The organism is Magnetospira sp. QH-2 (assembly GCF_000968135.1).
In the GTDB taxonomy this organism is placed as follows: domain Bacteria; phylum Pseudomonadota; class Alphaproteobacteria; order Rhodospirillales; family Magnetospiraceae; genus Magnetospira.
This window is the reverse complement of record NZ_FO538765.1, coordinates 2,122,261-2,146,461: the sequence shown is the minus strand read 5'-3', so window position 1 is coordinate 2,146,461 and position 24,201 is coordinate 2,122,261. Positions and strand designations below refer to the sequence as shown.

Annotated in this window: 25 protein-coding genes; 16 read left to right on the top strand and 9 right to left on the bottom strand. The window is 60.2% G+C overall.

Annotation, left to right across the window (positions count from 1 at the left end; genetic code table 11):
* Nucleotides 1–33: 33 nt before the first annotated feature.
* The 6 genes from MGMAQ_RS10160 to dsrA form a co-directional block, all read right to left on the bottom strand.
* Nucleotides 34–366: a TusE/DsrC/DsvC family sulfur relay protein gene (locus tag MGMAQ_RS10160; protein WP_046021458.1), complete on the bottom strand. Its 333-nt coding sequence runs from the start codon at nucleotides 364–366 to the stop codon at nucleotides 34–36.
* A gap of 77 nt (nucleotides 367–443) precedes the next feature.
* Nucleotides 444–743, bottom strand: a complete 300-nt coding sequence (gene tusB / locus MGMAQ_RS10155; RefSeq protein WP_046021457.1) for a sulfurtransferase complex subunit TusB — start codon at nucleotides 741–743, stop codon at nucleotides 444–446.
* A 20-nt stretch (nucleotides 744–763) separates the two neighbouring features.
* On the bottom strand, nucleotides 764–1,156 hold the full coding sequence (tusC, locus tag MGMAQ_RS10150) for a sulfurtransferase complex subunit TusC (protein ID WP_046021456.1): 393 nt from the start codon (nucleotides 1,154–1,156) through the stop codon (nucleotides 764–766).
* An 11-nt stretch (nucleotides 1,157–1,167) separates the two neighbouring features.
* Complete coding sequence (tusD, locus tag MGMAQ_RS10145; protein WP_046021455.1) at nucleotides 1,168–1,527, bottom strand: sulfurtransferase complex subunit TusD; 360 nt, start codon at nucleotides 1,525–1,527, stop codon at nucleotides 1,168–1,170.
* Between the two features lie 69 nt (nucleotides 1,528–1,596).
* Nucleotides 1,597–2,670, bottom strand: a complete 1,074-nt coding sequence (gene dsrB / locus MGMAQ_RS10140; RefSeq protein WP_046021454.1) for a dissimilatory-type sulfite reductase subunit beta — start codon at nucleotides 2,668–2,670, stop codon at nucleotides 1,597–1,599.
* A gap of 131 nt (nucleotides 2,671–2,801) precedes the next feature.
* Nucleotides 2,802–4,055 carry a dissimilatory-type sulfite reductase subunit alpha gene (gene dsrA / locus MGMAQ_RS10135; RefSeq protein ID WP_046021453.1) on the bottom strand — a complete coding sequence of 418 codons (1,254 nt, stop codon included), beginning with the start codon at nucleotides 4,053–4,055 and terminating at the stop codon, nucleotides 2,802–2,804.
* A gap of 683 nt (nucleotides 4,056–4,738) precedes the next feature.
* Here dsrA and MGMAQ_RS10130 point away from each other — a divergent pair.
* Complete coding sequence (locus tag MGMAQ_RS10130; RefSeq protein ID WP_198409112.1) at nucleotides 4,739–5,605, top strand: TauD/TfdA family dioxygenase; 867 nt, start codon at nucleotides 4,739–4,741, stop codon at nucleotides 5,603–5,605.
* A gap of 18 nt (nucleotides 5,606–5,623) precedes the next feature.
* Nucleotides 5,624–5,851: a hypothetical protein gene (locus MGMAQ_RS10125; protein WP_046021451.1), complete on the top strand. Its 228-nt coding sequence runs from the start codon at nucleotides 5,624–5,626 to the stop codon at nucleotides 5,849–5,851.
* Between the two features lie 62 nt (nucleotides 5,852–5,913).
* On the opposite strand, the gene MGMAQ_RS10120 is transcribed toward MGMAQ_RS10125, so the two are convergent.
* The gene (locus MGMAQ_RS10120) at nucleotides 5,914–6,120 is read right to left on the bottom strand and encodes a cold-shock protein (protein WP_046021450.1); all 207 of its coding nucleotides are present in this window, start codon (nucleotides 6,118–6,120) and stop codon (nucleotides 5,914–5,916) included.
* Between the two features lie 258 nt (nucleotides 6,121–6,378).
* On the opposite strand from MGMAQ_RS10120, the gene amrB reads away from it, so the two are divergent.
* Genes amrB through MGMAQ_RS10100 form a run of 4 tightly spaced genes read left to right on the top strand, consistent with a single transcriptional unit; the run spans nucleotide 6,379 to nucleotide 11,070 of the window.
* On the top strand, nucleotides 6,379–7,815 hold the full coding sequence (amrB, locus tag MGMAQ_RS10115) for an AmmeMemoRadiSam system protein B (protein WP_046021449.1): 1,437 nt from the start codon (nucleotides 6,379–6,381) through the stop codon (nucleotides 7,813–7,815).
* Nucleotides 7,816–7,863: 48 nt separating this feature from the next.
* Nucleotides 7,864–8,625 carry a 3'(2'),5'-bisphosphate nucleotidase CysQ gene (gene cysQ / locus MGMAQ_RS10110; protein WP_252508618.1) on the top strand — a complete coding sequence of 254 codons (762 nt, stop codon included), beginning with the start codon at nucleotides 7,864–7,866 and terminating at the stop codon, nucleotides 8,623–8,625.
* Between the two features lie 7 nt (nucleotides 8,626–8,632).
* Entirely contained in the window at nucleotides 8,633–9,661 is a 1,029-nt protein-coding gene (locus MGMAQ_RS10105; protein ID WP_065814690.1) for an L-threonylcarbamoyladenylate synthase, read from the top strand.
* A gap of 2 nt (nucleotides 9,662–9,663) precedes the next feature.
* Nucleotides 9,664–11,070 carry an FAD-binding oxidoreductase gene (locus tag MGMAQ_RS10100; protein WP_046021447.1) on the top strand — a complete coding sequence of 469 codons (1,407 nt, stop codon included), beginning with the start codon at nucleotides 9,664–9,666 and terminating at the stop codon, nucleotides 11,068–11,070.
* A gap of 310 nt (nucleotides 11,071–11,380) precedes the next feature.
* Here MGMAQ_RS10100 and MGMAQ_RS10095 read toward each other — a convergent pair whose 3' ends face one another.
* Both MGMAQ_RS10095 and pdxH read right to left on the bottom strand, forming a co-directional pair.
* Entirely contained in the window at nucleotides 11,381–12,313 is a 933-nt protein-coding gene (locus MGMAQ_RS10095) for a cation diffusion facilitator family transporter (RefSeq protein WP_305727895.1), read from the bottom strand.
* On the bottom strand, nucleotides 12,310–12,903 hold the full coding sequence (gene pdxH / locus MGMAQ_RS10090; RefSeq protein WP_046021446.1) for a pyridoxamine 5'-phosphate oxidase: 594 nt from the start codon (nucleotides 12,901–12,903) through the stop codon (nucleotides 12,310–12,312). Before pdxH ends, MGMAQ_RS10095 begins: the two co-directional genes overlap by 4 nt.
* A 160-nt stretch (nucleotides 12,904–13,063) precedes the next feature.
* On the opposite strand from pdxH, the gene MGMAQ_RS10085 reads away from it, so the two are divergent.
* From MGMAQ_RS10085 to MGMAQ_RS10040, 10 genes are all read left to right on the top strand, one after another.
* On the top strand, nucleotides 13,064–13,549 hold the full coding sequence (locus MGMAQ_RS10085; protein ID WP_148560918.1) for an RT0821/Lpp0805 family surface protein: 486 nt from the start codon (nucleotides 13,064–13,066) through the stop codon (nucleotides 13,547–13,549).
* A 68-nt stretch (nucleotides 13,550–13,617) separates the two neighbouring features.
* Nucleotides 13,618–14,481 carry a DnaJ C-terminal domain-containing protein gene (locus MGMAQ_RS10080; protein ID WP_046021445.1) on the top strand — a complete coding sequence of 288 codons (864 nt, stop codon included), beginning with the start codon at nucleotides 13,618–13,620 and terminating at the stop codon, nucleotides 14,479–14,481.
* Nucleotides 14,482–14,558: 77 nt separating this feature from the next.
* Nucleotides 14,559–18,032 (top strand): DNA polymerase III subunit alpha, encoded by a 3,474-nt coding sequence (dnaE, locus tag MGMAQ_RS10075; protein WP_046021444.1) that lies wholly within the window; start codon nucleotides 14,559–14,561, stop codon nucleotides 18,030–18,032.
* 155 nt (nucleotides 18,033–18,187) lie between these two features.
* On the top strand, nucleotides 18,188–19,051 hold the full coding sequence (gene rpsB / locus MGMAQ_RS10070) for a 30S ribosomal protein S2 (protein ID WP_046021443.1): 864 nt from the start codon (nucleotides 18,188–18,190) through the stop codon (nucleotides 19,049–19,051).
* An 82-nt stretch (nucleotides 19,052–19,133) separates the two neighbouring features.
* Nucleotides 19,134–20,060 (top strand): translation elongation factor Ts, encoded by a 927-nt coding sequence (gene tsf / locus MGMAQ_RS10065; protein ID WP_046021442.1) that lies wholly within the window; start codon nucleotides 19,134–19,136, stop codon nucleotides 20,058–20,060.
* A gap of 172 nt (nucleotides 20,061–20,232) precedes the next feature.
* A complete protein-coding gene (gene pyrH / locus MGMAQ_RS10060) occupies nucleotides 20,233–20,958 on the top strand; it encodes a UMP kinase (protein WP_046021441.1) in 726 nt (241 codons plus the stop codon).
* Nucleotides 20,959–20,973: 15 nt separating this feature from the next.
* Nucleotides 20,974–21,546: a ribosome recycling factor gene (gene frr / locus MGMAQ_RS10055; protein WP_046021440.1), complete on the top strand. Its 573-nt coding sequence runs from the start codon at nucleotides 20,974–20,976 to the stop codon at nucleotides 21,544–21,546.
* A 3-nt stretch (nucleotides 21,547–21,549) separates the two neighbouring features.
* Entirely contained in the window at nucleotides 21,550–22,284 is a 735-nt protein-coding gene (locus tag MGMAQ_RS10050; protein WP_046023191.1) for an isoprenyl transferase, read from the top strand.
* Nucleotides 22,253–22,996, top strand: a complete 744-nt coding sequence (locus tag MGMAQ_RS10045) for a phosphatidate cytidylyltransferase (protein WP_052716300.1) — start codon at nucleotides 22,253–22,255, stop codon at nucleotides 22,994–22,996. The genes MGMAQ_RS10050 and MGMAQ_RS10045 overlap by 32 nt, the downstream gene beginning before the upstream one ends.
* A complete protein-coding gene (locus MGMAQ_RS10040) occupies nucleotides 22,987–24,177 on the top strand; it encodes a 1-deoxy-D-xylulose-5-phosphate reductoisomerase (RefSeq protein ID WP_046021439.1) in 1,191 nt (396 codons plus the stop codon). Before MGMAQ_RS10045 ends, MGMAQ_RS10040 begins: the two co-directional genes overlap by 10 nt.
* The last annotated feature ends 24 nt before the right edge of the window (nucleotides 24,178–24,201 follow it).

Below are 24,201 nucleotides of genomic sequence, written 5' to 3'. Positions count from 1 at the left end.
GGCGGAGGAGAGACCCCCTCCGCCAATCCGCGATCAGACGCAGCCGGTCGGCTTCGGCAGGCCACCGATCTTACAAGCCTGCTTGGCCGGGCCATACGGGAACAGCTCGTACAGGTACTTGTTGCTGCCCTTTTCCGGGCCCAACTTCTTACCAATGGCCTTCACCAGCACACGGATCGCCGGGGCGATCTGGTACTCTTCATAGTACTCACGCAGGAAGTCGATCACTTCCCAGTGCTCTTGACCCATATCGACGCCTTCGTCCTTGGCGATCAGCTCGGCCACATCCTTGGACCATTCGGCGAGGTTGGTCAGGTAGCCTTCCTCGTCATGCTCGATGGTTTTACCATTCACTTCATAAGCCATTTCAATGCTCTCCTTGTTTTACGATGGACACGAGGCCCACTCTTGAAACCTAGATAGTGGTCGCCGGAACGACGAAATCAGAGCCAGGAATTGGACGGCCCTTTTTCCACCACCAGATCCACGAACCCGTCGTAGTCAACCACGGTAACGCCGTCAACTACCCGTCCATCCACTCCGCGCACCTTGAGATCGGCACTCAGGACATAGAGGTCGTGATCCGCCATGGCCGCTTTAACGCTATCGGCCACGGAGGTATTGTCGAGGGCGCCATAAATGCCGTCCTCAATGAAAAGAATCGAGCTTCCCTTCTCGGCCAGACGCAGGCAGGCATCGAGGGAGTTCCGCTCGAACGGCGACTTGTTGACGATATGCAGCATGTCTTCGCTCTCCTCTGCGTTTAACCGGAAATGACCACGTCCTGCTCGGCGATGAGCACGGACAGTTGCTCGGCACTGAGGACTTCCACGTCAACGATCAGGTCGTCTTCGCTCAGGCCCCGGGCTTCCATGGATTCCTTTTCCACATACAGCCGTTCGACGTCATAGCCGTCGAGCGCCCGGAAGGTCTTGGAAAAGTTCTTCATGTCATTGGTTTCGGAATTATCGACACCCTTCATGATCTGGTAGACGCCGTCATCGACGAATGCCAGGCAGGTATCCTGATCGAAAGCGGCTGAGATCAGCACGGTTTCCAGGACTTCCAGGGCGTAGATGGTGCCGTAGGGCGCTTTCCGGTTCAAAAACATGAACTTTTTGATGACGCCTTCGGTGTCAAATTCGAACTCAGGCATAATTGTCCCCCTTAATCACCGAATGTCACAAGCCGCTCGCAACCCATGCCAGCTTCGATGAGCTGGCCCAGGCCGGAGATGCGGAAGCCGTCGGCAAGGATATCATCCTTGATGCCGCGACGCAGGCCCGCCGCCACACAGACCACCAGGTCAATGTTGTGCTCGGTGGCCAGGTCGCCCCATTGCTTGACCAGATTGCGGTCATCCGACTGCGGTTCGGACAGCTTGTTGGCGTTGTTGACGCCGTCATAGTAGAAAAACACCCGCGGCACTTGGTGCCCCTTGGCAATGGCGGATTTGGCGAACATGTACGCCGAATCCGAAGCCTGGTGGGTGAACGGCCCTTCATTGACGAGGATGCCGATATTCATGGTCTTCTCCCCCTTGGGTTCCCCTAGGTTTGCTCTTGGATCAATAACGTGGCTCCCGCCACGCCCACCCTAAAGGTGGACGTGAGTGGAAGTGTTCAAGGAATTACGGCCACCCCGCCAGTCATCAATATGGTACTTGGTGAACGGCAGACCGGTCAGTTCGAAGAACCGCGGCCAACCGATACGGTCGATCCACTCGTTCATCCGCTCCCAGGGGCGTCCGTCTTCCTTGTACGCCTTGAGGATTTTCTTCACCGTCTCGGCAACTTCCGGCCAACGCGGGGCGTTGTTCGGCAGACCGGCGACGACCAGCTTATGGAAAGCCGGGGTCGAACGGGTGGAGGAGTGCTTGCCACCGACCCAGATGGCCAGCTTGGAGTGCTCCGGATCGTTGATCTGCATCGGCGGGCAGGGCGGGAAGCAGGCACCGCAGCAGATGCACTTGCGCTCATCCACTTCGAGGCTCGGCTTGCCATTGACCAGCGCCGGACGAATGGCGGCAACCGGGCAGCGCGCGATAACAGCGGGACGTTCGCACATGTTGGCAACCAGATCATGATTGATGATCGGCGGCTTGGTGTGCTGAATGTTGATGGCGATGTCGCCCTGGCCGCCACAGTTGATCTGGCAGCAAGAGGTGGTCATCTTGACCCGGTTCGGCATCTCTTCGTGGATGAAGTCTTCGTAGAGCTCATCCATCAAAGCCTTGACCACGCCCGAGGCATCGGTGCCCGGAATATCGCAGTGCAGCCAGCCCTGGGTATGGGAAATCATCGAGATGGAGTTGCCGGTGCCACCGACGGGGAAGCCATGCTCGTTGAGCTTGGCGATCAGCGGATCGACCTTGGAGGCCTCGCTGACCATGAACTCCAGATTGGAACGGGCGGTAAACCGCACGTGGCCTTCGGCGAACTCGTCGGCGATGTCACACAGGGTGCGGATGGTGTAAAGGTCCATCTGACGCTGGGTACCGGCCTTGACGGTCCAAATCTCGTCGCCGCTCTTGGCAACGTGGTGCAGCACGCCGGGACGGGGACGGTCATGCCAATCCCACTTGCCGTAGTTCTTCACCATTACAGGGTGCATGTACTGCTGGGGATCAGGGACCCCGCACTCATCGGGCATACGCGGCTTGTCGCTCATATTTTCCTGCCTCCGAACACATTTCTCTCGGACCCCTTCGGGGCCTCGTCACGTTTCCCCCGTCAGGGACGCCGTCTTAAAGGCGGCGTCCCCTTATTCGGGAATGATATCGGCAAACTTGCCTCGGTCGCTTACTCGGCGGCCGCAGACTGCTTGCGCTTGTTCCACTTGTCCACTTCCGCATCCCAATCGTCCATGCGGACGTAGGACGAGGTGCGCGGATGCTTGACCATGTTCGGGTCCACATCCAAACCGACACCTTCGAGGAAGTTGACCAGGCCGATCCGCTCGATCATTTCACCGGTCCGCTCATGCTCCAGAGCGTTTTCGGCGAAGAAGTCCAGCACGTCAGCGGCCAGGGTATTCAGCTTCTCGTAGTCCTCATCGGTCTCGAGACGCATGAACGGAACGACCACCGAGCCCATGAGATCACCGATCTTCAGGGTCCGCTTGCCACCCACCAAGATGGTGCAGCCCTTGACGTCGCCCGGAGACAGCGCCTTGGTCAGCACGTTGATGCAATGCATGCAGCGGACGCAGGAACCGTTGTCCACGTCCAAGGTATCGTCGTCGTTCAGCGACAGGGCGCGGGTCGGGCAAAGGTTGATCACCTGATCGATGATCTCTTTGCGGCCACGCTCGGCCACGTATTCCTTGAACTTGTCCTGATCGACCTTCATGTCGTCGGCCCAGGTGCCCAAAACCGCGAAATCGGAGCGGTGCGAGGCATTCACGCAGTCGTTGGCACAACCGGAGAACTTGGCCTTGAACTTGTAGGGCAGGGACGGGCGGTGCATGTCGTCGAGCACGCCATTGATAACACCCTGCATGGCCTTGGATTCGTCATAGCAGGACTGTTCGCAACGGGCTGCACCAACGCAGCTCATGGACGTCCGGACGCCGGCACCGGCGCCACCCAGATCGAAACCCATTTCGTTGAGCTCGTCAAAGGCGGTCTGGACTTGTTCGGTGTTGGCCCCTTGGAACATGATGTCGCCGGACTGGCCATGGAAGGCGATCAGACCGGATCCGTGACGCTCCCAAACGTCGCACATGTCGCGCAACAGCTTGGTGTTGTAGTGCATGCCCGCGGGGGGCATCAAGCGCAGGGTGTGGAACTCTTTGGATTCCGGGAACTTGTCGGCCACTTCGGAGAAACGCGGGATAATACCGGCGCCATAACCGATGACACCAACGGTACCACCTTTCCAATAGCCTTTGCGGGTTTCATAGGAATGCTCCAGCTGACCCAGCAGGCTTTTCACTGTCGGGGCATACTGCTTACCTTCGTCGTTCGCCAAGCGCTTCAAACCAGTGATGAAGCTCGGCCACGGACCGTCCTCAAGCTGATCAAGCAAGGGCGTATCGGGCATCTTGTTCGCCATGTCTGTCGACCTCCAGAATTTTTCCTTCCTGCCTCCGAACCCCAACACCTAAAGGGCACGAAAGGCGCGCATTCATTCTTATGGGAAATTTGGTCCAAGAATTCCCTCGGCGTTCGATCACCGATCGACGCCCTCCCCGGGAACATTCCGCAAGCGGCAACGCCGCCTACAGCTTGAACGATCTCCCTGCCTTTGGCCGCCCCCTTCATGATTTTTGTTCAGGGCAGGCCATCTCGATAACGATCCGGCACCTTTATATCAAGGTAAGCTAATGTACCCAATGTGGCGGTTTGAATCCACAGGATTTTTGCTTTCGCCGGTATTCTTGTAACGTATTGTTAACATTGTTATTTTTTCGCTAGTCGTAGACGTTGGTCGTCTGATTGGAATTATTATAAGTTAGAATCGCTTCCGGAGATAGGGTTGATCGACCCGCTAAAAGGCCAATTTTTGTAGGGGATTCCCCCATTTGGGGTGCCCCGCGTCCGCTTCGCGCCGCAACGGGTGCTTTGGTCCCGGGGAATCCTTGGTCCGAATCGTTCGTCTTAAGGGGAGGGAATCGAATTTTATTTCGCATGTGCGGTGGTTTGGTACGCGAGAGGACTGCCCAAGCGGTGATTCACACTCTATATAAGGGACCGAATGAACCGATGGAGACAGCGATGTCTGGAAACGCCTTTCGGATGGATGATGATCGGGCCTACAAGGCCTGGCGGGACGATAAGTTGCGCGATTACCCGGCCACCGCCGCGGATTTGCTGGTCCCGGTGAGCGATCCATTTCATCTCAGCGAGCAGGAAAACGTGGCCATCCTGGAGCGCATCCGCAAGACCAACATGGCCGTCTATGCCTTGCGATCGGGCGGCGGTGGCCCGGCCGAGGTCAAGGCGTTGGGGGATCATTTCGGGCTGCTGCGCCTGGATGCGCATTTGCAGTCGGATTCAAGCTGTATCACCGCTTTGGAGGTGGCCGACGAAGGCGGGCGGTCCCGTTACATTCCTTATACCAACCGGCCCATCAAATGGCATACGGACGGCTATTATAATGTGCCGCAGGAAAGAATCCGGGGCTTGATCCTGCATTGTACCCGTCCGGCGGTGACGGGCGGCGAGAATGCTTTGATGGACCATGAGGTCGCCTATATCCTGATGCGCGATGAGGACCCGGCCCTGGTGGCGGCCCTTTGTCATCCACGATCCTTTGTGGTGCCGCCCAATGTGGAAGGCGGCGAGGAGATTCGGGGAGAGCGGCCCAATCCGGTGTTCTATGTGGACGATGAAACCGGCGCCCTGGGCATGAACTATTCCATGCGCAAGCGGAACATGGCTTGGCGCGACGAGGGCGCGACGACGGCCGCCGTGGCCTTTCTCGAGGCGCTGCTCAACGGTGACAGCCCCTATATCTTCCGCCACCGCATGGCGGCGGGGCAGGGACTCATCGGCAACAATGTTTTGCATGATCGCACCGGTTTCGACGATGGGGACGCCGCATCGGGCCAAGGGCGATTGATGTACCGAGGGCGCTATTTTGATCGCGTCGCCCATACTTAAAGAGAGGGAGAGTATCAGATGAATTCGGGTGGACATGGGGAAGAGGTGCGGGAGCTAGAAGTGCTGCCGACACCCTGGGCCAAGGAAGTCGCCCTACAGGACCTGACTTTCGACGGCGGCTTCAAAATGCTGCGTCTGCGGATCAAGGAAAAGAAGCGTTTTACCGATCTGGAATTGGATATCGACACGGCCAAGATTCTGCGCGACCGGTTGGCTTTGTGGGTCGATATGCAAGAGCAGGGGTAGATTCCAGGCAAAACAAAACCCGCCTCCGACCGAAATCGGAGGCGGGTTCTGAATTCGGAACCTTAGAGAACCTGGAGGTTCTCGGCCGAGGACTTGCCATTGCGGCCTTCCTGCAGCTCATAAGAGACCTTCTGACCTTCGTTCAGGGTGCTCAGGCCGGCGCGTTCGACGGCGGAGATGTGAACGAAGGCGTCCTTGGAGCCGTCTTCCGGCTCAATGAAACCAAAACCCTTGGTGGGGTTGAACCACTTAACAGTACCAGTAGCCATTTGCGTATTTTCCTCTAACAGGTGGCTTAAATCCGTTGCCCACACCGCGTGGACGCACGGGTCTTCTACGCTCACATTGTCAGGAATAACTTCGCGAAACGGCACGCCGTTACTTAGATAGCTCGAAACGAATGCAACACGTATGAATCCTATGTAACGCATTTTCAGGGAAAATCAAATGATCAATGAAGGGTAGCCTTCACAGGGCATGGATCCGGAGTCACACTGGGGGGGAACCCTTACCAAGGAGCCCGCCCCATGACTGTTGTCCGCCGCCCCGCCGTGGCCGGGGCTTTTTATACCGACCAGCCGGATCGCCTGAAGGCGGAGATCCAAGGGTTTTTGGCGGATGTTCCGTCGCGGGATGGAACGGTCCCCAAGGCTTTGATCGCTCCCCATGCGGGCTATGTCTATTCCGGTCCGGTGGCCGCTGCCGCCTATGCCCGTATCGCTCCGGCGCGTGACCGGATTTCCAAGGTGGTTTTGATGGGGCCTTGCCATCGCGTGGCGGTGCGCGGGTTGGCGGGCAGTGGCGCCGATGCCTGGCGAACCCCGTTGGGCGATGTGCCGCTGGATCGCTCGACTCTCGATTCCCTGTGCCGACATTTCCCCCAGGTATCCCTGTTCGACGCCGCCCATCAGGCAGAACACAGCCTGGAGGTCCATGTGCCATTCCTGCAAGAAGTGTTGGGTGCGTTCTCCTTGTTGCCCCTGGTGGTGGGCGAAGCCACCGGCGAGGAGGTGGCGGATGTGTTGGAGACCGTTTGGGGCGGGGCGGAAACGCTGATCGTTATTAGTTCCGATCTCAGCCACTATCTGGATTATCAGGCCGCCCAGCGCTCGGATCGAGCCGCCTGCCTTGCCATCGAAGCCTTGGATCCCACTGGACTGGACCGGGACTCCGCTTGCGGCCGCGTGCCGGTGCGCGGTCTGCTGACATTGGCCCGACGGAAGGGGCTGAGGGTTGAAACGCTGGATCTGCGGAATTCAGGTGACACCGCCGGTCCCAAGGACCGGGTGGTGGGATATGGCTCCTGGGCCTTCTTCGATAATCCAGATGGGCGCAAAGAAGCGGGCAATGATTTCGCCGCCCGGACCCGGGCGATTCTTGACCGTCATGGGGAATCGCTGCTTCGGTTGGCGGCAAAGGTCATTCGTGACGCTTTGGCTGGCGGCAAGGGCATGAAGCTGAACCTGAAGGATTTTCCGCCGGAACTGGGGCGCGAGGGCGCCTGCTTCGTGACCTTGAAACGCGGCGGGCGTTTGCGGGGCTGTATCGGCTCGGTATCCGCGCATCAAGCCTTGGCCCTGGACGTGGCCCGCAATGCCATTTCCGCCGCTTTCAAGGACCCCCGATTCCCGCCTTTGGGACCTCATGAAGTGGAGGGGCTCGAATTATCTTTGTCCCTGCTTAGTCCGTCCTGGCCGTTCACCATCAAGAACGAGGCTGATTTGTTGGATCAGTTGCGGCCCGGGATCGATGGCCTGATTATCTCCGACGGCCCGAAACGGGCGCTATTCCTGCCCGCGGTATGGCGGGAGCTGCCGGATAAAAAAGAGTTTCTGGCCCATTTGAAGCGTAAAGCGGGATTGCCCATTGACCATTGGTCGGATACCTTCCGCGCGGAACGTTTCATTGCCGAGGAATTGGCGGCGGCTGATCTGCCCGATCCCAAGGTCCTCTGGTCCGACTAACCGCCTGCTCGGGAGAATCCAGTGTCTTTGACTATTGAACAGCCCCTCGTGGACGCCGTCCGCGACATCGCCCTTCGTGCCGGAGCCCGGATCATGGAGATCTATGAAAGCGACTTCGCCGTTGAAGCCAAGGACGACAAGTCGCCGGTGACCGAAGCCGATCAGCAGGCGGAGGACCTGATCCTCGCCGCCCTTGCAAACGAAATAAGCGGTAAGTTGATCGATGCCTATCCCGTGGTGGCCGAGGAATCGGTGGCGGCGGGCCGGGTGCCGGACGTGACCGGAACACCGTTTTGGCTGGTGGACCCGCTGGACGGCACCAAGGAATTCGTTCATCGCCGGGGAGAATTTACCGTCAACATCGCCTTGGTGGTGGACAAGGTGCCGGTCATGGGCGTGGTTCTGGCTCCGGCTCTCAACAACACCATGTATTGGGGCAGCCCGTTGGGGGCCTTCATGAGCAAGGACGGCGGCGCGCCGCAGGCCATTTCCACGCGGGAGATGCCCGCCGACGGGATCAACGTGGTGGGCAGCCGCTCCCACCGTTCGGAAAAGGACGAGGCGTTCCTGTCCCAGTTCACCGTGGCCAACATGACCCCCGCCGGGTCGTCGTTGAAGTTCTGCAAGGTTGCCACCGGCGAAGCCGATCTGTATCCGCGCATGGGCCGGACCATGGAATGGGATACCGGGGCCGGTCATGCGGTGGTTTCCGCCGCCGGAGGCCGGGTCACCGATCCCGACGGCAATCCCTTTACCTATGTTAAACCGGATTTCGCCAACGATTCCGGATTCGTGGTCTGGGGCCGCTGAGGCTGCCGTGACCCGAGTTCTGCCTGCGTCACCCGACAGCCTTGCCGAAGCGGCGGGGCTGTTGGATCGCGGCAGTCTGGTGGCCTTTCCCACCGAGACCGTCTATGGCCTGGGCGGCGATGCCACCGATGACAAGGCGGTCGCCTCTATTTTTGCCGCCAAGGGGCGCCCCAGCTTCAATCCGCTGATTACTCACTTGCCGGATTTGGAGACGGCGGGAAACTTCGCTCTGTTCAATGACCCGGCGTTTGATCTGGCCGAGGCCTTCTGGCCCGGTCCCTTGACCTTGGTCCTGAAGCGACTGCCCCAATGTCGCCTGTCGGATTTGGTCAGTGCCGGGCTGGATACGGTGGCACTGAGGGTGCCCGCCCATCCGTTGGCCCGCGATCTGCTGCGTTCGGCCAATGTGCCGGTGGCGGCGCCCAGTGCAAACCGCTCCGGCCATGTGAGTCCGACCACCGCAGATCACGTTCTTTCCGAGTTCACCGAAGACCAGATTGCAGCCATCCTCGATGGCGGACCTTGCCGGGTCGGCGTGGAATCGACGGTTGTGGATGTGAGCGGGGCACAGCCCACCTTGTTGCGTCCCGGCGGCTTGGCGGTGGAAGATATTCAGCGGGTTTGCGGGCCGTTGGCCAAAGCGGGCGAGGGCGAGGCACCCCGATCACCGGGCATGCTCAGCCGCCATTATGCCCCCGGCAAGCCGTTGCGTTTGAACGCCGGCGCACCGCGTCCGGGCGAGGCCTTTTTGAGTTTTGGCGGATTGCCTGGAACCATGAACCTCAGCGTATCCGGGGATCCAATCGAGGCCGCGGCCAATCTGTTTGCCATGTTGCGGGAGTTGGATGCGGGCGGCTTCGCGCGCATTGCCGTGGCGCCTGTTCCCGATACCGGGCTCGGCGCGGCCATCAATGACCGCTTGCGCCGGGCCGCCACGCCGGTTGAAGATGCGGCCCCATTGGATGACTGGCCCGAGGCCTGTGGGGCGGCCATGCCCTGCCTAGCCATAACAGATCCCTATGATGACGGTGACTGACCATGACCGATAAACTAATTGCAGCCTTGAGCGATATTCTGGGCCCCAAAGGTGTGGTGGCGCCGGGACCGGATATGGAAGGCTATTTGGAGGAATCCCGGGATCTGTACCGCGGCGAGGCATTGGCTGTTGCCAAACCGGCCACCACCGACGAAACGGCGGCGGTGGTGCGGCTTTGTGCGCAATCGGGGCTGCCGATCTTTCCTCAAGGTGGCAATACGGGCCTGGTGGGGGGAGCCGTGGCCGAAGGCGGCGTGATTCTGTCCACCGAACGCCTGAACCGGATCCGCGAGATCGACCCGCTCAATATGACCATGACCGTCGAGGCCGGAGTGATTTTGCAAAACGTGCAAGTCGCGGCGGACGAGGCCGACTGTCTGTTTCCCCTCAGCCTGGCCGCCGAAGGCACTTGCCGCATCGGTGGGAATATCGCCACCAATGCCGGGGGGACCGCCGTACTGCGCTATGGCAATACCCGTGAACTGGTGCTGGGGCTTGAGGTTGTGACCGCCGAGGGTGAGGTCTGGAACGGTCTTCGGGGGCTGCGCAAGGACAACACCGGCTACGATATGAAGCAGTTGTTCATCGGGTCGGAAGGCACCTTGGGAATCATCACCGCGGCGGTGATCAAACTGTTCCCTAAACCGAGCGCCCGGGCCACGGCCCTGGCCGCCTGCCCGGATTTGGATAGCCTGATGAAGCTGTTCAATGTGGCACGGATTCGGGCCGGGGACAGCCTGACCGCTTTCGAGATGATGGCCCGGTTTTCGGTGGAGGTAGTGACCAGGCATATGGAAGGCCTACGCGACCCCTTCGATGATGCCCATGACTGGTACGCCTTGGTGGAGCTGACCTCCTCTCGGCCCGATGATTCCTTGGAAGAGCTTTTGGAAACCGTCCTTGGCGAGGCTTTCGAATCAGAATGGGTGACTGACGCGGTGATCGCCAGCAGTCTGACCCAGGCAGAGGAACTCTGGCGGCTGCGAGAATCCATCTCGGAGGCCCAAAAGCATGAAGGCGGCAGCATCAAGCATGATGTCTCGGTGCCGGTTTCCAAAGTGGCGCATTTCATCATGCGAGGCATGGAACTGGTCAGCGAGGCCATGCCGGGCGTCCGTCCCTGTCCCTTCGGCCATATCGGCGACGGCAATATTCATTTCAATCTGACCCAGCCCGAGGGCATGGACAAAGCCGCTTTCCTGGATCAATGGGAGCCCATGAACCGCATTGTCCATGACCTGGTGATCGACCTGGGCGGCAGTATCTCGGCCGAACATGGCATCGGTAAGCTGAAGCGCGACGAATTGGCCCATTATGCCCCGGATGTCGAGATCCGGATGATGCGGGCGGTCAAGGCGGCCCTGGACCCCAACAACATCATGAATCCGGGGAAGGTGGTTCCCGAGTAGGGCCGGAGCTAAAAATCTTTCGCGTTTCATATGACCCATTGTGACCGAATCATTTTGCCTAAGGGGCAGGAGTGGCGCGCAGGGCGTAGCGGGGCTACGATCAAGGGTCGCGACGCTCCCCTTAGGCAAAAGGATCGGCCCGCAGGGTGGTCTCCGGTGGCCGCCCGCGGCGTCAAGCTCCCTCACCGATGCGCCGCATCGCTTTCGGGACCTTTCCTGGCGGTTCGACTCACCGGAGACCATCACAATGGGTCATATGAAACGCGAAAGACTTTAGGCCTCCCAGAAAAACAGCTATTCATGCTGGTGTCTATTTGAACGTCGCCCGCCGTTCCTTGACGCCTTCCGGGTCTTGGTGGATCAGCACCTCCGACCCGGGAAAGGCGGCTTCCACCCGATACATGATCTTGTCGGCGATGGCATGGGCCTTGGACAGCATCATGTCTCCCTCCAGTTCCAAATGAAACTGAATGAACTTGTGTGGGCCGGTGGAGCGGGTGCGCAGGTCATGGATATCCGAGACCAGCGGATGCTCGATGGCGATTTCGTGGATTCTGGCCCGGTCTTCCGGTGGGAATTCCTTATCCATCAACAGGTCCAGGGATTCGCGGACGATCTCCAAGGCGTTCCAGAGGATGTACCCGGCGATGGCGAGGGCAAAGGCTCCGTCGGCCCAGACCCATCCCAAATGATCCCCCAGCAGTAATGCTGCGATCACCCCGGCATTGACCAGAAGGTCGCCCTGGTAATGCAGCGAGTCCGCGGAAATGGCCACGGACTTGGTCTTGCGTACGACAAATTTCTGAAACAGCACCAAAACCAGGGTCAAGCCGATGGAAATCACCATGACAATGATGCCCACGTCCGATGCTGCCACGGCTTCGGGATTAATCAGCCGTTCCACGGCCTGAAACAACAAGAAAACCGCCGAGCCGCCGATGAGCGCCGCCTGAGCCAATCCGGCCAGGGGTTCCGCCTTGCCATGGCCGAATCGATGGTCCTTGTCCGCCGGTTCCAGAGCATGGCGGACGGCGAACATGTTAACCACGGAGGCCGCCGCATCGAGGATGGAATCGACCAAAGTTGCCAGAATTGCCACCGAGCCGGTCATCAGCCAAGCCATTACCTTGACGATGATCAGCAACGTCGCCACGGTTACCGAGGCATAGGTGGCCGAGCGCATCAGCCGGGCGTCGGTGGCGTTGGCTTGCAGGGGAGAGTTGGGCGCAGGAGTCTCGCTCATGGGAACAGGTGCTCCGTTGTCCATCCATCACCGGCGCGGGTGAATACCAGCCGGTCATGTAAGCGGAAAGGCCGGTCTTCCCAGAATTCCATCCATTGGGGAATGAGCCGGAAGCCATGCCAATAGTCGGGACGCGGCACGCTGCCGATACCGAACTTGGCGGTATACTCGGCCACCCGCTTTTCCAGATGAAAACGATTCTCCAGCCGTCGCGACTGGGAGGACGCCCAGGCGCCAATTTGGCTCAGGCGCGGACGGCTGTGGAAATAGGCGTCGGCTTCCTCGTCGGTGACCTGTTCCACCGGCCCGTCGATTCGCACCTGACGGCGCAGGGATTTCCAATGAAAACACATGGAGGCATGGGGATTTTCCAACAGCTCCCGACCTTTGCGACTTTCCAGGTTGGTATAAAATACAAACCCCCTTTCATCCATCTCCTTGAGCAGCACCATGCGCACGGATGGGCGCCCTTCCTTGGTGGTGGTGGCCAGGGATAAGGCGTTGGGATCGTTCGTTTCTTGCTCTTCCGCGTCGCTCATCCATTGGGCAAAGTGATCGAACGGCGCTTGGAATTCAGTGGTTTCGGTCATGGATTCAGAACTTCTTAAGAGCGTTGGTCACTCAATGAAAAAGGGCATCTGTCTCCCTCATATGCGATGGATGCCTCCCGAACGCCACAAAAATGTGCCATTGTTTGATCAAGGATTGGGGGCGATCCCCGTCGTACCGGAGCTAAGAGGAATGAGACCCATGATGAGCCTTCGCAAGACCACCATCGCCGCCACGGCCAGCCTGCTGCTGGTCAGTGGGTGCGTCACCGACGCGCAGAACAATCCCAACAAGACCATGGGCACCCTTTTGGGTGCCGGACTGGGCGCCCTGGCCGGATCACAGATCGGCGGCGGCAAGGGCAATATGGCTGCCATCGCCGTGGGGACGCTGGCCGGGGCCTGGCTGGGCGGCAACGTGGGATCGAAGCTGGACGAAGTGGACCGCATGAAGATGCAGGGCACCACACAGAGCGCCTTGGAATACAACAAGGCCGGAACCACGTCGAGCTGGTCCAATCCAGACAGCGGCCACGAGGGCACCATTACGCCCACCCGCACTTATAGCTCCTCGGCCAAGGAGGATTGCCGGGAATACCGGACCACGGTGACCATCGATGGCCGGGTGGAAGAAGCCTATGGCACGGCTTGCCGTCAGCCCGATGGGTCTTGGCAAGTGATCAACTGAGCCTTGTTCCCTTTGGCGGGCAAGAGTAGCCTGGGGGACCGATCAACAACCGGTCCCCATTTCGGCGCATGAACGATCCTTATATCACCCTTGGCGTGGCCCGGCGGGCCTCCCAGGACGAAATCAAAAAAGCCTATCGGAAGCTCGCCCGAGAGCGTCATCCTGACTTGGACCCAGGCAATCCCTGGGCCGAGGAGGAATTCAAGACGATCTCCACGGCCTATGACCTGTTGTCGGATCCCAAGAAACGCCAGGCCTTCGATCGGGGCACCATTGATGCCCAAGGCCATCCTATCCATAAGCGTGGCGGCGGTTTTTGGAATTCCACTTCGGGATTTCGCCGGGGCCGCAAGAAAGCCTGGTTCGAAGAAGAGGGCACAGCCGCGGCTGCCGGGGTCAAGGTGCGCGGCGCCAATGTTACCTATACGGTCACCGTGGATACCCTGGAAGCGGCGCGCGGGGTCTCCAAGCGCATCCGGACCACCAATGGCAAAACTCTGGATGTGCGGGTCCCCGCCGGGACTGGCGATAACCAAGTGCTGCGGCTAAAAGGCCAGGGCATGCCGGGGATCGGTGGCGAGCCCGCGGGTGATGCTCTGGTCACCGTTGCCGTGACCGCCAGCGACCGGATTCGGGTCGAGGGCCTGGACGTGCATACGGAAACCGCGGTGACTCTGCCCGAAGCGCTCCTAGGGGGCAAGATCGACGTGGAAACCCTGCATGGCACCGTTACGGTCGGCGTGCCGCCGGGCTCCAATTCAGGCACCGTGCTGCGTATGAAAGGCCAAGGGGTCAAACCGGGCAACAAGGGGGCCGGGGACCATTTCGTCAAGCTGTCGATCATGCTGCCCAGCAAGCACGACAAAGAGCTTGAGGAATTCGTCCGCAAGTGGGGCGAGAAACACCCCTATACGGTTCGACGCAAGCTTTAGGGGCTGCCCGAGGCTTTTCCTGTGGAAAAGCAAAAAGGGACGTGGCGGGAATCGGTTGGACATGGAATTCTCTTCCCATGACCTCCTCCAATTCATACGCCGAGTTTGTCCATCTGCGTGTCCATACGGCCTATTCGCTTTCCGAAGGAGCGATCAAGGTCAAGGACCTGCCCAAGCTCTGCACCAACGAACGCATGCCGGCGCTGGCCATTACCGATACCAACAACCTGTTTGGAGCCATGGAGTTTTCCGGCGCCATGGCCGGGGCGGGGGTGCAGCCGATCATCGGCTGTCAGTTGGGGGTCACGCGTTTTGACAAGGCGCCAAGCAAAGGCTCTTTGGCCCCGCCGCCGGATTCCCTGGTGCTGCTGTGCCAGAACGAAGTCGGCTACCACAATCTTTTGAAGTTGGTCAGCAAGGCGTTCCTGGAGACCGAACCAGGCGACGACCCACAGATCCCATTGAGCGCCCTGGCGGACTTGGGCGAGGGGCTGATCTGCCTGACCGGCGGCTTGGCCGGACCGGTCGGGCGGCTGTTGGCCGAGGGCCAGGATGACAAAGCTAAGGAATGTCTTTTGTTATTAAACAAATCATTCCCCGGAAGACTTTATGTAGAACTTCAGCGACATGGCCTGGATGGCGAGAAGCGGATCGAGGGGCCTCTTGTGGATCTGGCCTATGCCCTTGAGCTGCCGTTGGTGGCCACCAACGAGGCTTTTTTCGCCGATGCTGACATGTTCGAGGCCCATGATGCACTGCTCTGTGTCGCCGGGAGCACCTATGTTTCGCAGACCGAGCGCCGCCGCCTGACCCCCGAGCACCGCTTCAAGACCGCCGCCGAGATGCGGGCCCTGTTTGCCGACCTGCCCGAGGCCATCGACAACACCCTAATCATTGCGCAGCGCTGTGCGGTGATGGTGGAGAAGATCGATCCCATCCTGCCGCCGTACGACTGTGGCGAGGGCCGTGGCGAGGCCGATGAATTGCGCGAGCAGGCCGCTGCCGGGTTGGAAAAACGGCTTTGGGCCGGGGTCTTCCCCGACGGCATGTCCGACGATGAACGGGAACAGGTCGCCAAGCCCTATCGCGAGCGCCTGGACTACGAGCTCGATGTCATCGCCCAGATGGGCTTTCCGGGCTATTTTCTTATCGTGTCGGACTTCATCAAATGGGCGAAGACCCATGATATTCCTGTCGGACCGGGGCGCGGTTCCGGTGCCGGGTCGGTGGTTGCCTGGGCCTTGACCATTACCGACCTGGACCCCTTGCGTTTTGGGCTGCTGTTTGAGCGGTTCCTCAATCCCGAGCGTGTGTCCATGCCCGACTTCGACATCGATTTCTGCCAGGACCGGCGAGACGAGGTGATCAAATACGTGCAGGACAAATATGGCTACGACCATGTGGCCCAGATCATTACCTTCGGAAAGTTACAGGCCCGGGCCGTGCTGCGCGACGTGGGGCGGGTGCTGGAAATGCCCTATGGCCAGGTGGACCGTATCACCAAGCTGGTGCCCAATCCGCCGGGCAAGCCGGTGCCCCTGGCCCAGGCCATCGAGGACGAACCGCAACTGCGCGAGATGATCGAGGACGACGAGACCGTTCGCAGCCTGACCGAAAAGGCCTTGAAACTGGAAGGTCTGTACCGCCATGCCTCGACCCATGCGGCGGGTGTGGTGATCGGTGATCGGCCTTTGGATGAACTGGTGCCGCTCTACCGCGATCCGCGTTCGGACATGCCGGTCACTCAGTTCAATATGAAATTTGTCGAGAGCGCCGGGCTGGTGAAGTTCGACTTTCTCGGGCTCAAGACCCTCACCGTTCTGTCCACGGCGGTCAAACTGATCGCCGACAAGGGGGTGACGGTGGATCTGTCGACCATCACCTTGGAAGATCGTCCGACCTTCGAGATGCTGGGCCGGGCCGAGAGTCAGGGCGTATTCCAGTTGGAAAGCGCCGGTATGCGCGACGTGCTGAAGAATATGAAGCCCGATACCCTGGAAGACATCATCGCCGTGGTGGCCCTGTATCGGCCGGGTCCCATGGACAACATCCCCAGCTATATCCGGCGCAAGCATGGGGCGGAGGAGCCGGACTACCTCTATCCGACCCTGGAAGGCATTCTCAAGGAAACCTATGGCATCATCATCTATCAGGAACAGGTGATGCAGATTGCCCAGGAGCTGGCGGGCTACAGCCTCGGCGGCGCCGACCTGTTGCGGCGGGCCATGGGCAAGAAGATTGCCGAGGAAATGGAGAAGCAGCGCAAGATCTTCGTCGATGGCGCGGTGGCCAAGGGGGTGCCGGAGCGCAAGGCCTCGGAGATCTTTGATCTGGTGGCCAAGTTCGCCTCCTACGGCTTCAACAAATCCCATGCCGCCGCCTATGCCCTGGTGGCTTATCACACCGCCTATCTGAAGGCCAATCACCCGACCGAGTTCATGGCCGCGTCCATGACCCTCGATATCAACAACACCGACAAGCTCAACGCCTTCCGTCAGGAACTGACACGGTTGAAGATCGAGGTGCGGCAGCCGGACGTGAACAAATCCGAGGTGACCTTCTCGGTGGAGCGGGACGGGGAGGGCAACAGCGCCGTGCGCTACGCCCTGGCGGCGATCAAGAATGTCGGCGCCGAGGCCGTGCGGACCATTGTCGAGGAACGTCGTGCCAACGGGCCGTTCAAGGACCTGTTCGATTTCTTCGATCGCCTGGATACCAAGGCGATCAACAAACGGCAGCTTGAAAACATGGTGCGGGCCGGCGCCCTGGACAGCCTGGAACGCAATCGCCACAAGCTGTTCGAGAGCCTGGAAACCCTCATCGCCCATGCCAATGTCGCCACCGCCGAGCGCAACAGCAACCAAATGGGCATGTTCGGCGATTCCGGCATGGAAAGCGCCAAGCCGAAGCTGGCCAATGTGTCGGAATGGATGCCCATGGACAAGCTGAAGGAGGAGTTCGACGCCATCGGCTTCTACCTCTCGGCCCATCCGCTGGACGCCTATGGTCAGGCCCTAAAGCGGCTGGATGTGGTGGCAAGCGCCGAACTGCTGGAAACCGGACGCTCCGGCGCGGTGAAGCTGGCCGGGACGGTGGTCGCCAAGAAGGAGCGCACCTCGGCCCGGGGCAACCGCTTCGCCTTTGTTTCCTTGTCCGATGCTTCGGGGGCCTATGAGGTCACCTTGTTCTCCGAGCAATTGGCGCAGGCGCGCGACCTGTTGGAGGCGGGCAATTCCCTGTTCATTCGTGCGGCGGCGGAATTCGACGATGATCGCCTGCGGCTGACCGCCAACTCGGTGGAATCCCTGGAAGTGGTGGCCGGGAAAACCGATACGGGCCTGCGCCTGCGGGTCATGGGGACAGATGTTCTAGAACCTCTTGGTTCCTTGCTGGCCGAGCAGAAGAAGGGTCGGGGCGAGATCCGACTGACCGCCCGCCTGGAGGACGCCACGGAAGTGGAGATGACCCTGAAGGACCGCTATTCGGTCTCGCCGACCCTTGTTCAGGCGTTGCAGTTCATGGAAGGCGTCGCCGAGGTGAGGGAAGTTTAGATTCCCCCTTGCTTTTTCAAATGGAGGCGCGTATCAAGCGCCCACTTCGCACGCGGGCTCGCGGCGGCGGCGCAAATTCGTCGTCTTGTCGCTCCGGTGTTCCTGTTGGAGGAACTCTCGTCCGCGGAGGCTTAACCGGAAAAGGAACAGTAACCATGACGCTTCCTAGCTTCACCATGCGCCAACTCGTCGAATCCGGCGTTCACTTCGGCCATAGCTGCCGCCGCTGGAATCCGAAAATGGAGCCCTATATCTTTGGCTCCCGCAACAATGTTCATATCATCGACATGCGCCAGACCATGCCCATGCTGCACCGGGCTATGGAAGCCGTACAGGGTGCCGTCGCCGGCGGTGGCCGCGTGCTGTTCGTCGGCACCAAGCGTCAGGCATCCGAGCGCGTCGCCGAGGCTGCCGAGAAATGTGGTCAGTACTATGTAAATCACCGCTGGCTTGGCGGCATGATGACCAACTGGAACACCATTTCCATCTCCATCAAGCGGCTCAAGGAACTGGAAACCCGTTTGGGAGAAGACACCACCGGCCTGACCAAGAAAGAGACCCTGGGCCTGACCCGCGAAAAAGATAAGCTCGAACGCTCTCTTGGCGGCATCAAGGACATGGGCGGACTGCCGGACATTCTGTTCATCATCGACACCAACAAGGAAGCCCTGGCCGTGGCAGAAGCCAACAAGCTGGGCATTCCCGTCGCCGCCGTGGTGGACAGCAACTCCAATCCGGACGGCATCACCTTCCCGATCCCCGGCAACGATGATGCCGTGCGCGCCATCAGCCTTTATTGCGACCTGATCGCCGGTTCGGCCATCGGCGGTATCCAGGCCGAGATGGCGGCTACCGGCACCGATCTGGGCGAAATGGAAGAAGTTCCCGCCGAGGTTCTGCCAGAAGCCGCAGCGCCGGAAGCCGAGGCTGCCGCACCGGTTGCTGAAGCCGCCGCCGTCGAGGCTCCCGCGGAGGCTCCCGCCGAGGAAACCGCTCCCGCAACCACGCCGGACGCCTGATCAAGGTAACCAAATGCGGCGGGGGCTAGCTCCCGCCGCCGGTTTTCAAGACTAACAGAGATATCAAAAGGACAAGGGAATCATGGCCCAGATTACCGCTGCGCTAGTGAAAGAACTGCGCGAGAAGACCGGTGCCGGGATGATGGATTGCAAAAAGGCGCTGGGCGAGACCGACGGCGACCTGGAAGCTGCCGTCGACTGGCTGCGCAAAAAAGGCCTTGCCGCCGCCGCCAAGAAGGCCGGCCGCGTGGCCGCCGAAGGCCTGGTGGGCGCCAAGACCGGTGGCACGACCGGCGCCGTTGCCGAGGTTAACTCTGAAACCGACTTCGTGGCCCGCAATGAAACCTTCCAGGGTTTCGTCGCCAACGTGACCGACCTGGCCATGGGCGTCGATGGTGATCTGGAAGCCCTGGGTGCTCAGGCTTACCCGGGCAGCGAGCGGAACGTCTCCGAGGAACTGACCCATATGATCTCGACCATCGGCGAGAACATGAGCCTGCGCCGCGCCGCCGTGCTCAAGGTCAACAGCGGTTTGGTGGCCTCCTATATTCACAATCAGACGGTGCCCGGCCTGGGCAAGATCGCCGTGTTGGTGGCTCTGGAATCCGAAGCCGAAGGCGCTGCATTGCAAGCGCTGGGCAAGCAGCTGGCCATGCATGTGGCCGCCGCCAATCCGCAGGCTGTGTCCCGCGATGATGTGGATGCCTCCTTGCTGGATCGCGAGCGCCAAGTGCTGGCCGATCAGGCCCGCGCGTCCGGGAAGCCGGAGAACATCATCGAGAAGATGGTCGAGGGCCGCCTGCGCAAGTACTACGAAGAAGTCTGCCTTTTGGAACAAGCCTTCGTGATGGATCCCGACAACAATGTCGGCAAGGTTGTCGAGGCCGCTGGCAAGGAAGCCGGGAAGCCGATCGCGGTGACCGGATTTGTTCGTTACGCCCTGGGCGAAGGGATCGACAAGAAGGAAGAGGACTTCGCCGCCGAGGTGGCCGCTGCTGCCGGTAAGTAATCGGCGTATCAGCCTTTTTTCGAAAGACCAGACGGCCCGGATTGTGTATGATCCGGGCCGTCAGCCTTTGTGGAGGCTGGAATCTGGGAGATGGGCGCCGACGGGCCTTCCGCCGGAAGCCCGCCTGTGCCATAAACCACGACCTGCGAAACAGGCGACGGAATAAGAAACCATGCCGGACGAGCCGAAATATAAACGAATTTTGCTGAAACTCTCGGGTGAGGGACTGATGGGCAATCAGCCCTTCGGTATCGACTCCGAGGAAGTGGCTCGAACGGCTGCCGAGGTTAAAGCCGTGCGCGACCTGGGCGCCCAGGTAGGTCTGGTGATCGGCGGCGGCAACATCTTTCGCGGCCTATCCGATGCGGCCGCCGGGATCGAACGCACGACCGCAGACTATATGGGCATGATGGCGACGGTGATGAATGCTCTGGCCATGTCCAGCGCCTTGAAGGCACAGGGCGTGCCGTCATCTGTCATGTCGGGAATCGCCATGCCGGTGGTCTGCGATTCCTATACTCGGCGTGAAGCCGTGGCCCGTCTGGAAGCAGGCGAAGTGGTGGTCTTTGCCGGAGGCACCGGCAATCCGTTTTTCACCACCGATACCGCCGCTGCCTTACGCGCCGCCGAGACCGGCTGCGACGCCCTGATCAAGGGGACCCAGGTGGATGGGGTTTACGACGCGGACCCAAAAAAGGTTCCGAATGCCAAGCGATACGAACGGCTGACCTATCAACAGGTTTTGGCCGATAATCTTCGGGTCATGGATCAAACGGCGGTCGCCCTGGCACGGGAAAACCATATTCCCATGCTAGTCTGCTCCGTTCACGAACCGGGCGAACTGGCACGGGTTGTGGCCGGTGGTGGCCGCTTCACGATCATCGAAGACCCGAACTGACGGGGGTAGAAACACATGACTCAACATGCTGATTTCAAGGAACTGAGAAAGGACTCGGAGCACCGCATGGATGGTGCCCTGAAAGTGCTGCATCAGGAGTTCGCCGGACTGCGTTCGGGCCGGGCTTCGACCAGTCTGTTGGAGCCGGTGCAGGTGGAAGCCTACGGCAGCCTCATGCCGATCAGCCAGGTGGGCAACATCGGCGTGCCGGAACCGCGCATGCTGACGGTCCAGGTGTGGGACAAGGGCATGGTGAAGGCGGTGGAGAAGTCCATTCGCGATGCCGGATTGGGCCTCAACCCGATGGCCGATGGTCAAACCGTGCGGATTCCCATCCCGCCCCTGACCGAGGAACGCCGCACTGAGTATACGAAAATCGCGGGCAAGTATGCCGAGGAAGCCCGCATCGCCGTGCGCAACATCCGCCGACATGGCATGGACGAGCTCAAGCGCATGGAGAAGGATGGCGATATCTCCCAGGACGAACACCGGGACTACGGCAAGGAGATCCAGGGCCTGACCGATAGTCACGTCAAACAGATCGACGAAGCCTTGTCGCACAAGGAAACGGAGATCATGCAGGTCTAGATGATGAAACCGGCGCCGCAAATTCCCGACGATCCGCAGCCGCCCGTCCACGTGGCCATCATCATGGATGGCAATGGGCGTTGGGCCAAAGCGCGCAAACTGCCGCGCGCCGCGGGTCACAAGAAGGGCGCCGATGCGGTAAAAAAGGTGGTGCGCGCCGCCGGCGAGTTGGGCGTGTCCTATCTGACCCTGTACAGTTTTTCGTCTGAGAACTGGAAGCGGCCGCCCAGCGAGGTCAAGGACCTTATGGGTTTGCTCCGCCTGCACCTGAAAAGCGAAATCGCTGATTTGCACAAGAACAATGTCCGATTGCTCGTTATAGGTGATCGGTCGGGATTGGCGGCGGATATTGTTGATCTGATCGAAATTGCCGAGACCAAAACGGGTGGGAATACTGGCCTGACTTTGGTGCTGGCCCTGAACTATGGCGGTCGCGGGGATATTGCGGCGACCGCTCAACGCTTGGCCGCCGAGGCGGCCGCTGGCCGCTTGAATGCCGAGGATATCACCGAGGACCTTTTCTCAGACCATATGGATACGGCGGGCATGCCCGAGCCGGATTTGTTGATCCGCACGGGCGGCGACCAACGCATCAGTAATTTCCTGCTTTGGGAAATGGCCTATACCGAGTTCCTGTTTGTCGAAAAGTTCTGGCCGGAATTCGGGGCTGATGACCTGGAAAAGGCCGTGATGGACTTCAAGGGCCGTGAGCGACGGTTCGGCGCGGTCGGGAGCTGACGATATCGTGACATTGCACCAGCCGGAGACAGAGGGCGAGGCGGCCCCCTCTAAGGGCGGCAGCGGCCTTGCGATGCGAATTGGCTCGTCCGTCGTTTTGATTCCACCCGTGCTGGCGGCCGTCTATTTCGGTTCTCCTTACTTTGAGATTTTGGCCGTGATTTGTCTGGCCTTGCTCGGGATCGAATGGGCTCGTCTTGTCCAAGGAAAAATAATCTGGGTGCTGATGGGGATCCCTTATATCGCCCTGCCCATTGCGGCGATGGTCTGGATCAGAGGCGCGGACGGATGGGGTCTGGCGGCCTTCCTATGGCTGCTGGGGGTCGTTTGGGCCACGGACACCGGGGCCTATGCCGCCGGTCGATCAATTGGCGGCCCGAAATTGGCGCCGAGAATCAGCCCCAAGAAGACCTGGGCCGGATTGCTGGGCGGTATGGCTTGTGCCATGGCCGTGGGAGCTGGCGCGGCCCATTGGCTGGGGCAGACACCCGTGGGACCCTTGATGGTGGTGAGCGGCGTTCTGGCCGTGGTGGCGCAAATTGGTGATCTATTCGAGTCCTGGGTGAAACGGCACTTCAACGTCAAGGATTCAGGCAGTATGATCCCCGGACATGGAGGGTTGCTTGATCGTATGGACGGCCTGTTGGCCGCCGGGTTGGCTCTGGCTCTATTGTTTGCATTGACCGAAGGAGGCGGCGGCGCATGGCTGTAACGGAACTAAAGGCCGCACCCGCCCCCAAATCGGTGACCATTCTCGGGTCCACCGGCTCCATCGGCTGCAGCACCATTGATCTTTTGAAGCGCAACCCCGATGCCTATCGCGTTGATGCGCTGACCGCCAACCGCAATGTGGATCTGCTGGCCGAACAGGCCAAGGAGCTCGGTGCCCGTTTGGCCGTTGTCGCCGATCCTGATGCCTACGATGATTTGAAATCGGCATTGTCCGGCAGCGGTATCGAAGTCGCTGCCGGCCCCGAAGCGGTGACCGAAGCGGCGGCACGGCCCGCTGACTGGGTCATGGCCTCCATCGTCGGGGCGGCGGGTTTGGAACCGACCCTGGCCGCCGTGCGCCGCGGCGCCGTGGTGGCTCTGGCCAATAAGGAGACATTGGTTTGCGCCGGGGACCTGATGATGGAAGAGGTCCGCCGTCATGGGGCGACCCTCCTGCCGGTGGATTCCGAGCACAATGCCATCTTCCAGGTCTTTGATTTCGAACGCCCCGAGCGGATCGAGCGGATCATCCTGACAGCCTCCGGCGGTCCCTTCCGCGAAGCTGACAAAGCTTTCATGGAAGCCGCGACGCCGGAGCAGGCTGTGGCGCACCCCAATTGGAGCATGGGTGCCAAGATTTCGGTGGATTCCGCTTCAATGATGAATAAAGGCCTGGAGCTGATTGAGGCCTCGCACCTGTTCCCGATTCCCGAAGAGCGGATCGAGATCCTGGTCCATCCGCAATCGGTGATCCATTCCATGGTCGGTTATGCGGACGGTAGCGTGCTGGCGCAACTGGGTTCGCCGGATATGCGCACGCCCATCGCCTACAGCATGGCTTGGCCCGATCGCATGGACGCGCCGGTGGAAAAGCTGGATCTGGCCAAGATCGCCCAACTGACCTTCCTGGCGCCGGATACGGACCGTTTCCCGGCCCTGCGACTGGCCCGCGAGGCGTTGCGGGCGGGTGGGGCCATGCCTATCGTACTCAATGCCGCCAATGAAGTGGCGGTGGCGGCCTTCTTGGACAAACGTATAGGGTTCTTGGATATCGCCCGCGCGGTCGAGAGGACCATGGAGACCGATGGCGCCGGGGTGGTACAATCCATTCCCGATGTGCTGGCCATGGATACTTGGGCCCGCCGTTGCGCCGAGGAAATAATAGACCATATGACGAGGTAAGCGGCTCACTGCCGGTTGCCCCTT

Bases quoted from the DNA above. Each gene is read 5' to 3' on its own strand.
- MGMAQ_RS10160 (WP_046021458.1), bottom strand. From the start codon at position 366: ATGGCTTATGAAGTGAATGGTAAAACCATCGAGCATGACGAGGAAGGC.
- tusB (WP_046021457.1), bottom strand. From the start codon at position 743: ATGCTGCATATCGTCAACAAGTCGCCGTTCGAGCGGAACTCCCTCGAT.
- tusC (WP_046021456.1), bottom strand. From the start codon at position 1,156: ATGCCTGAGTTCGAATTTGACACCGAAGGCGTCATCAAAAAGTTCATG.
- tusD (WP_046021455.1), bottom strand. From the start codon at position 1,527: ATGAATATCGGCATCCTCGTCAATGAAGGGCCGTTCACCCACCAGGCT.
- dsrB (WP_046021454.1), bottom strand. From the start codon at position 2,670: ATGAGCGACAAGCCGCGTATGCCCGATGAGTGCGGGGTCCCTGATCCC.
- dsrA (WP_046021453.1), bottom strand. From the start codon at position 4,055: ATGGCGAACAAGATGCCCGATACGCCCTTGCTTGATCAGCTTGAGGAC.
- MGMAQ_RS10130 (WP_198409112.1), top strand. From the start codon at position 4,739: ATGGATGATGATCGGGCCTACAAGGCCTGGCGGGACGATAAGTTGCGC.
- MGMAQ_RS10125 (WP_046021451.1), top strand. From the start codon at position 5,624: ATGAATTCGGGTGGACATGGGGAAGAGGTGCGGGAGCTAGAAGTGCTG.
- MGMAQ_RS10120 (WP_046021450.1), bottom strand. From the start codon at position 6,120: ATGGCTACTGGTACTGTTAAGTGGTTCAACCCCACCAAGGGTTTTGGT.
- amrB (WP_046021449.1), top strand. From the start codon at position 6,379: ATGACTGTTGTCCGCCGCCCCGCCGTGGCCGGGGCTTTTTATACCGAC.
- MGMAQ_RS10100 (WP_046021447.1), top strand. From the start codon at position 9,664: ATGACCGATAAACTAATTGCAGCCTTGAGCGATATTCTGGGCCCCAAA.
- MGMAQ_RS10095 (WP_305727895.1), bottom strand. From the start codon at position 12,313: ATGAGCGAGACTCCTGCGCCCAACTCTCCCCTGCAAGCCAACGCCACC.
- pdxH (WP_046021446.1), bottom strand. From the start codon at position 12,903: ATGACCGAAACCACTGAATTCCAAGCGCCGTTCGATCACTTTGCCCAA.
- MGMAQ_RS10085 (WP_148560918.1), top strand. From the start codon at position 13,064: ATGATGAGCCTTCGCAAGACCACCATCGCCGCCACGGCCAGCCTGCTG.
- MGMAQ_RS10080 (WP_046021445.1), top strand. From the start codon at position 13,618: ATGAACGATCCTTATATCACCCTTGGCGTGGCCCGGCGGGCCTCCCAG.
- dnaE (WP_046021444.1), top strand. From the start codon at position 14,559: ATGACCTCCTCCAATTCATACGCCGAGTTTGTCCATCTGCGTGTCCAT.
- rpsB (WP_046021443.1), top strand. From the start codon at position 18,188: ATGACGCTTCCTAGCTTCACCATGCGCCAACTCGTCGAATCCGGCGTT.
- tsf (WP_046021442.1), top strand. From the start codon at position 19,134: ATGGCCCAGATTACCGCTGCGCTAGTGAAAGAACTGCGCGAGAAGACC.
- pyrH (WP_046021441.1), top strand. From the start codon at position 20,233: ATGCCGGACGAGCCGAAATATAAACGAATTTTGCTGAAACTCTCGGGT.
- frr (WP_046021440.1), top strand. From the start codon at position 20,974: ATGACTCAACATGCTGATTTCAAGGAACTGAGAAAGGACTCGGAGCAC.
- MGMAQ_RS10050 (WP_046023191.1), top strand. From the start codon at position 21,550: ATGAAACCGGCGCCGCAAATTCCCGACGATCCGCAGCCGCCCGTCCAC.
- MGMAQ_RS10040 (WP_046021439.1), top strand. From the start codon at position 22,987: ATGGCTGTAACGGAACTAAAGGCCGCACCCGCCCCCAAATCGGTGACC.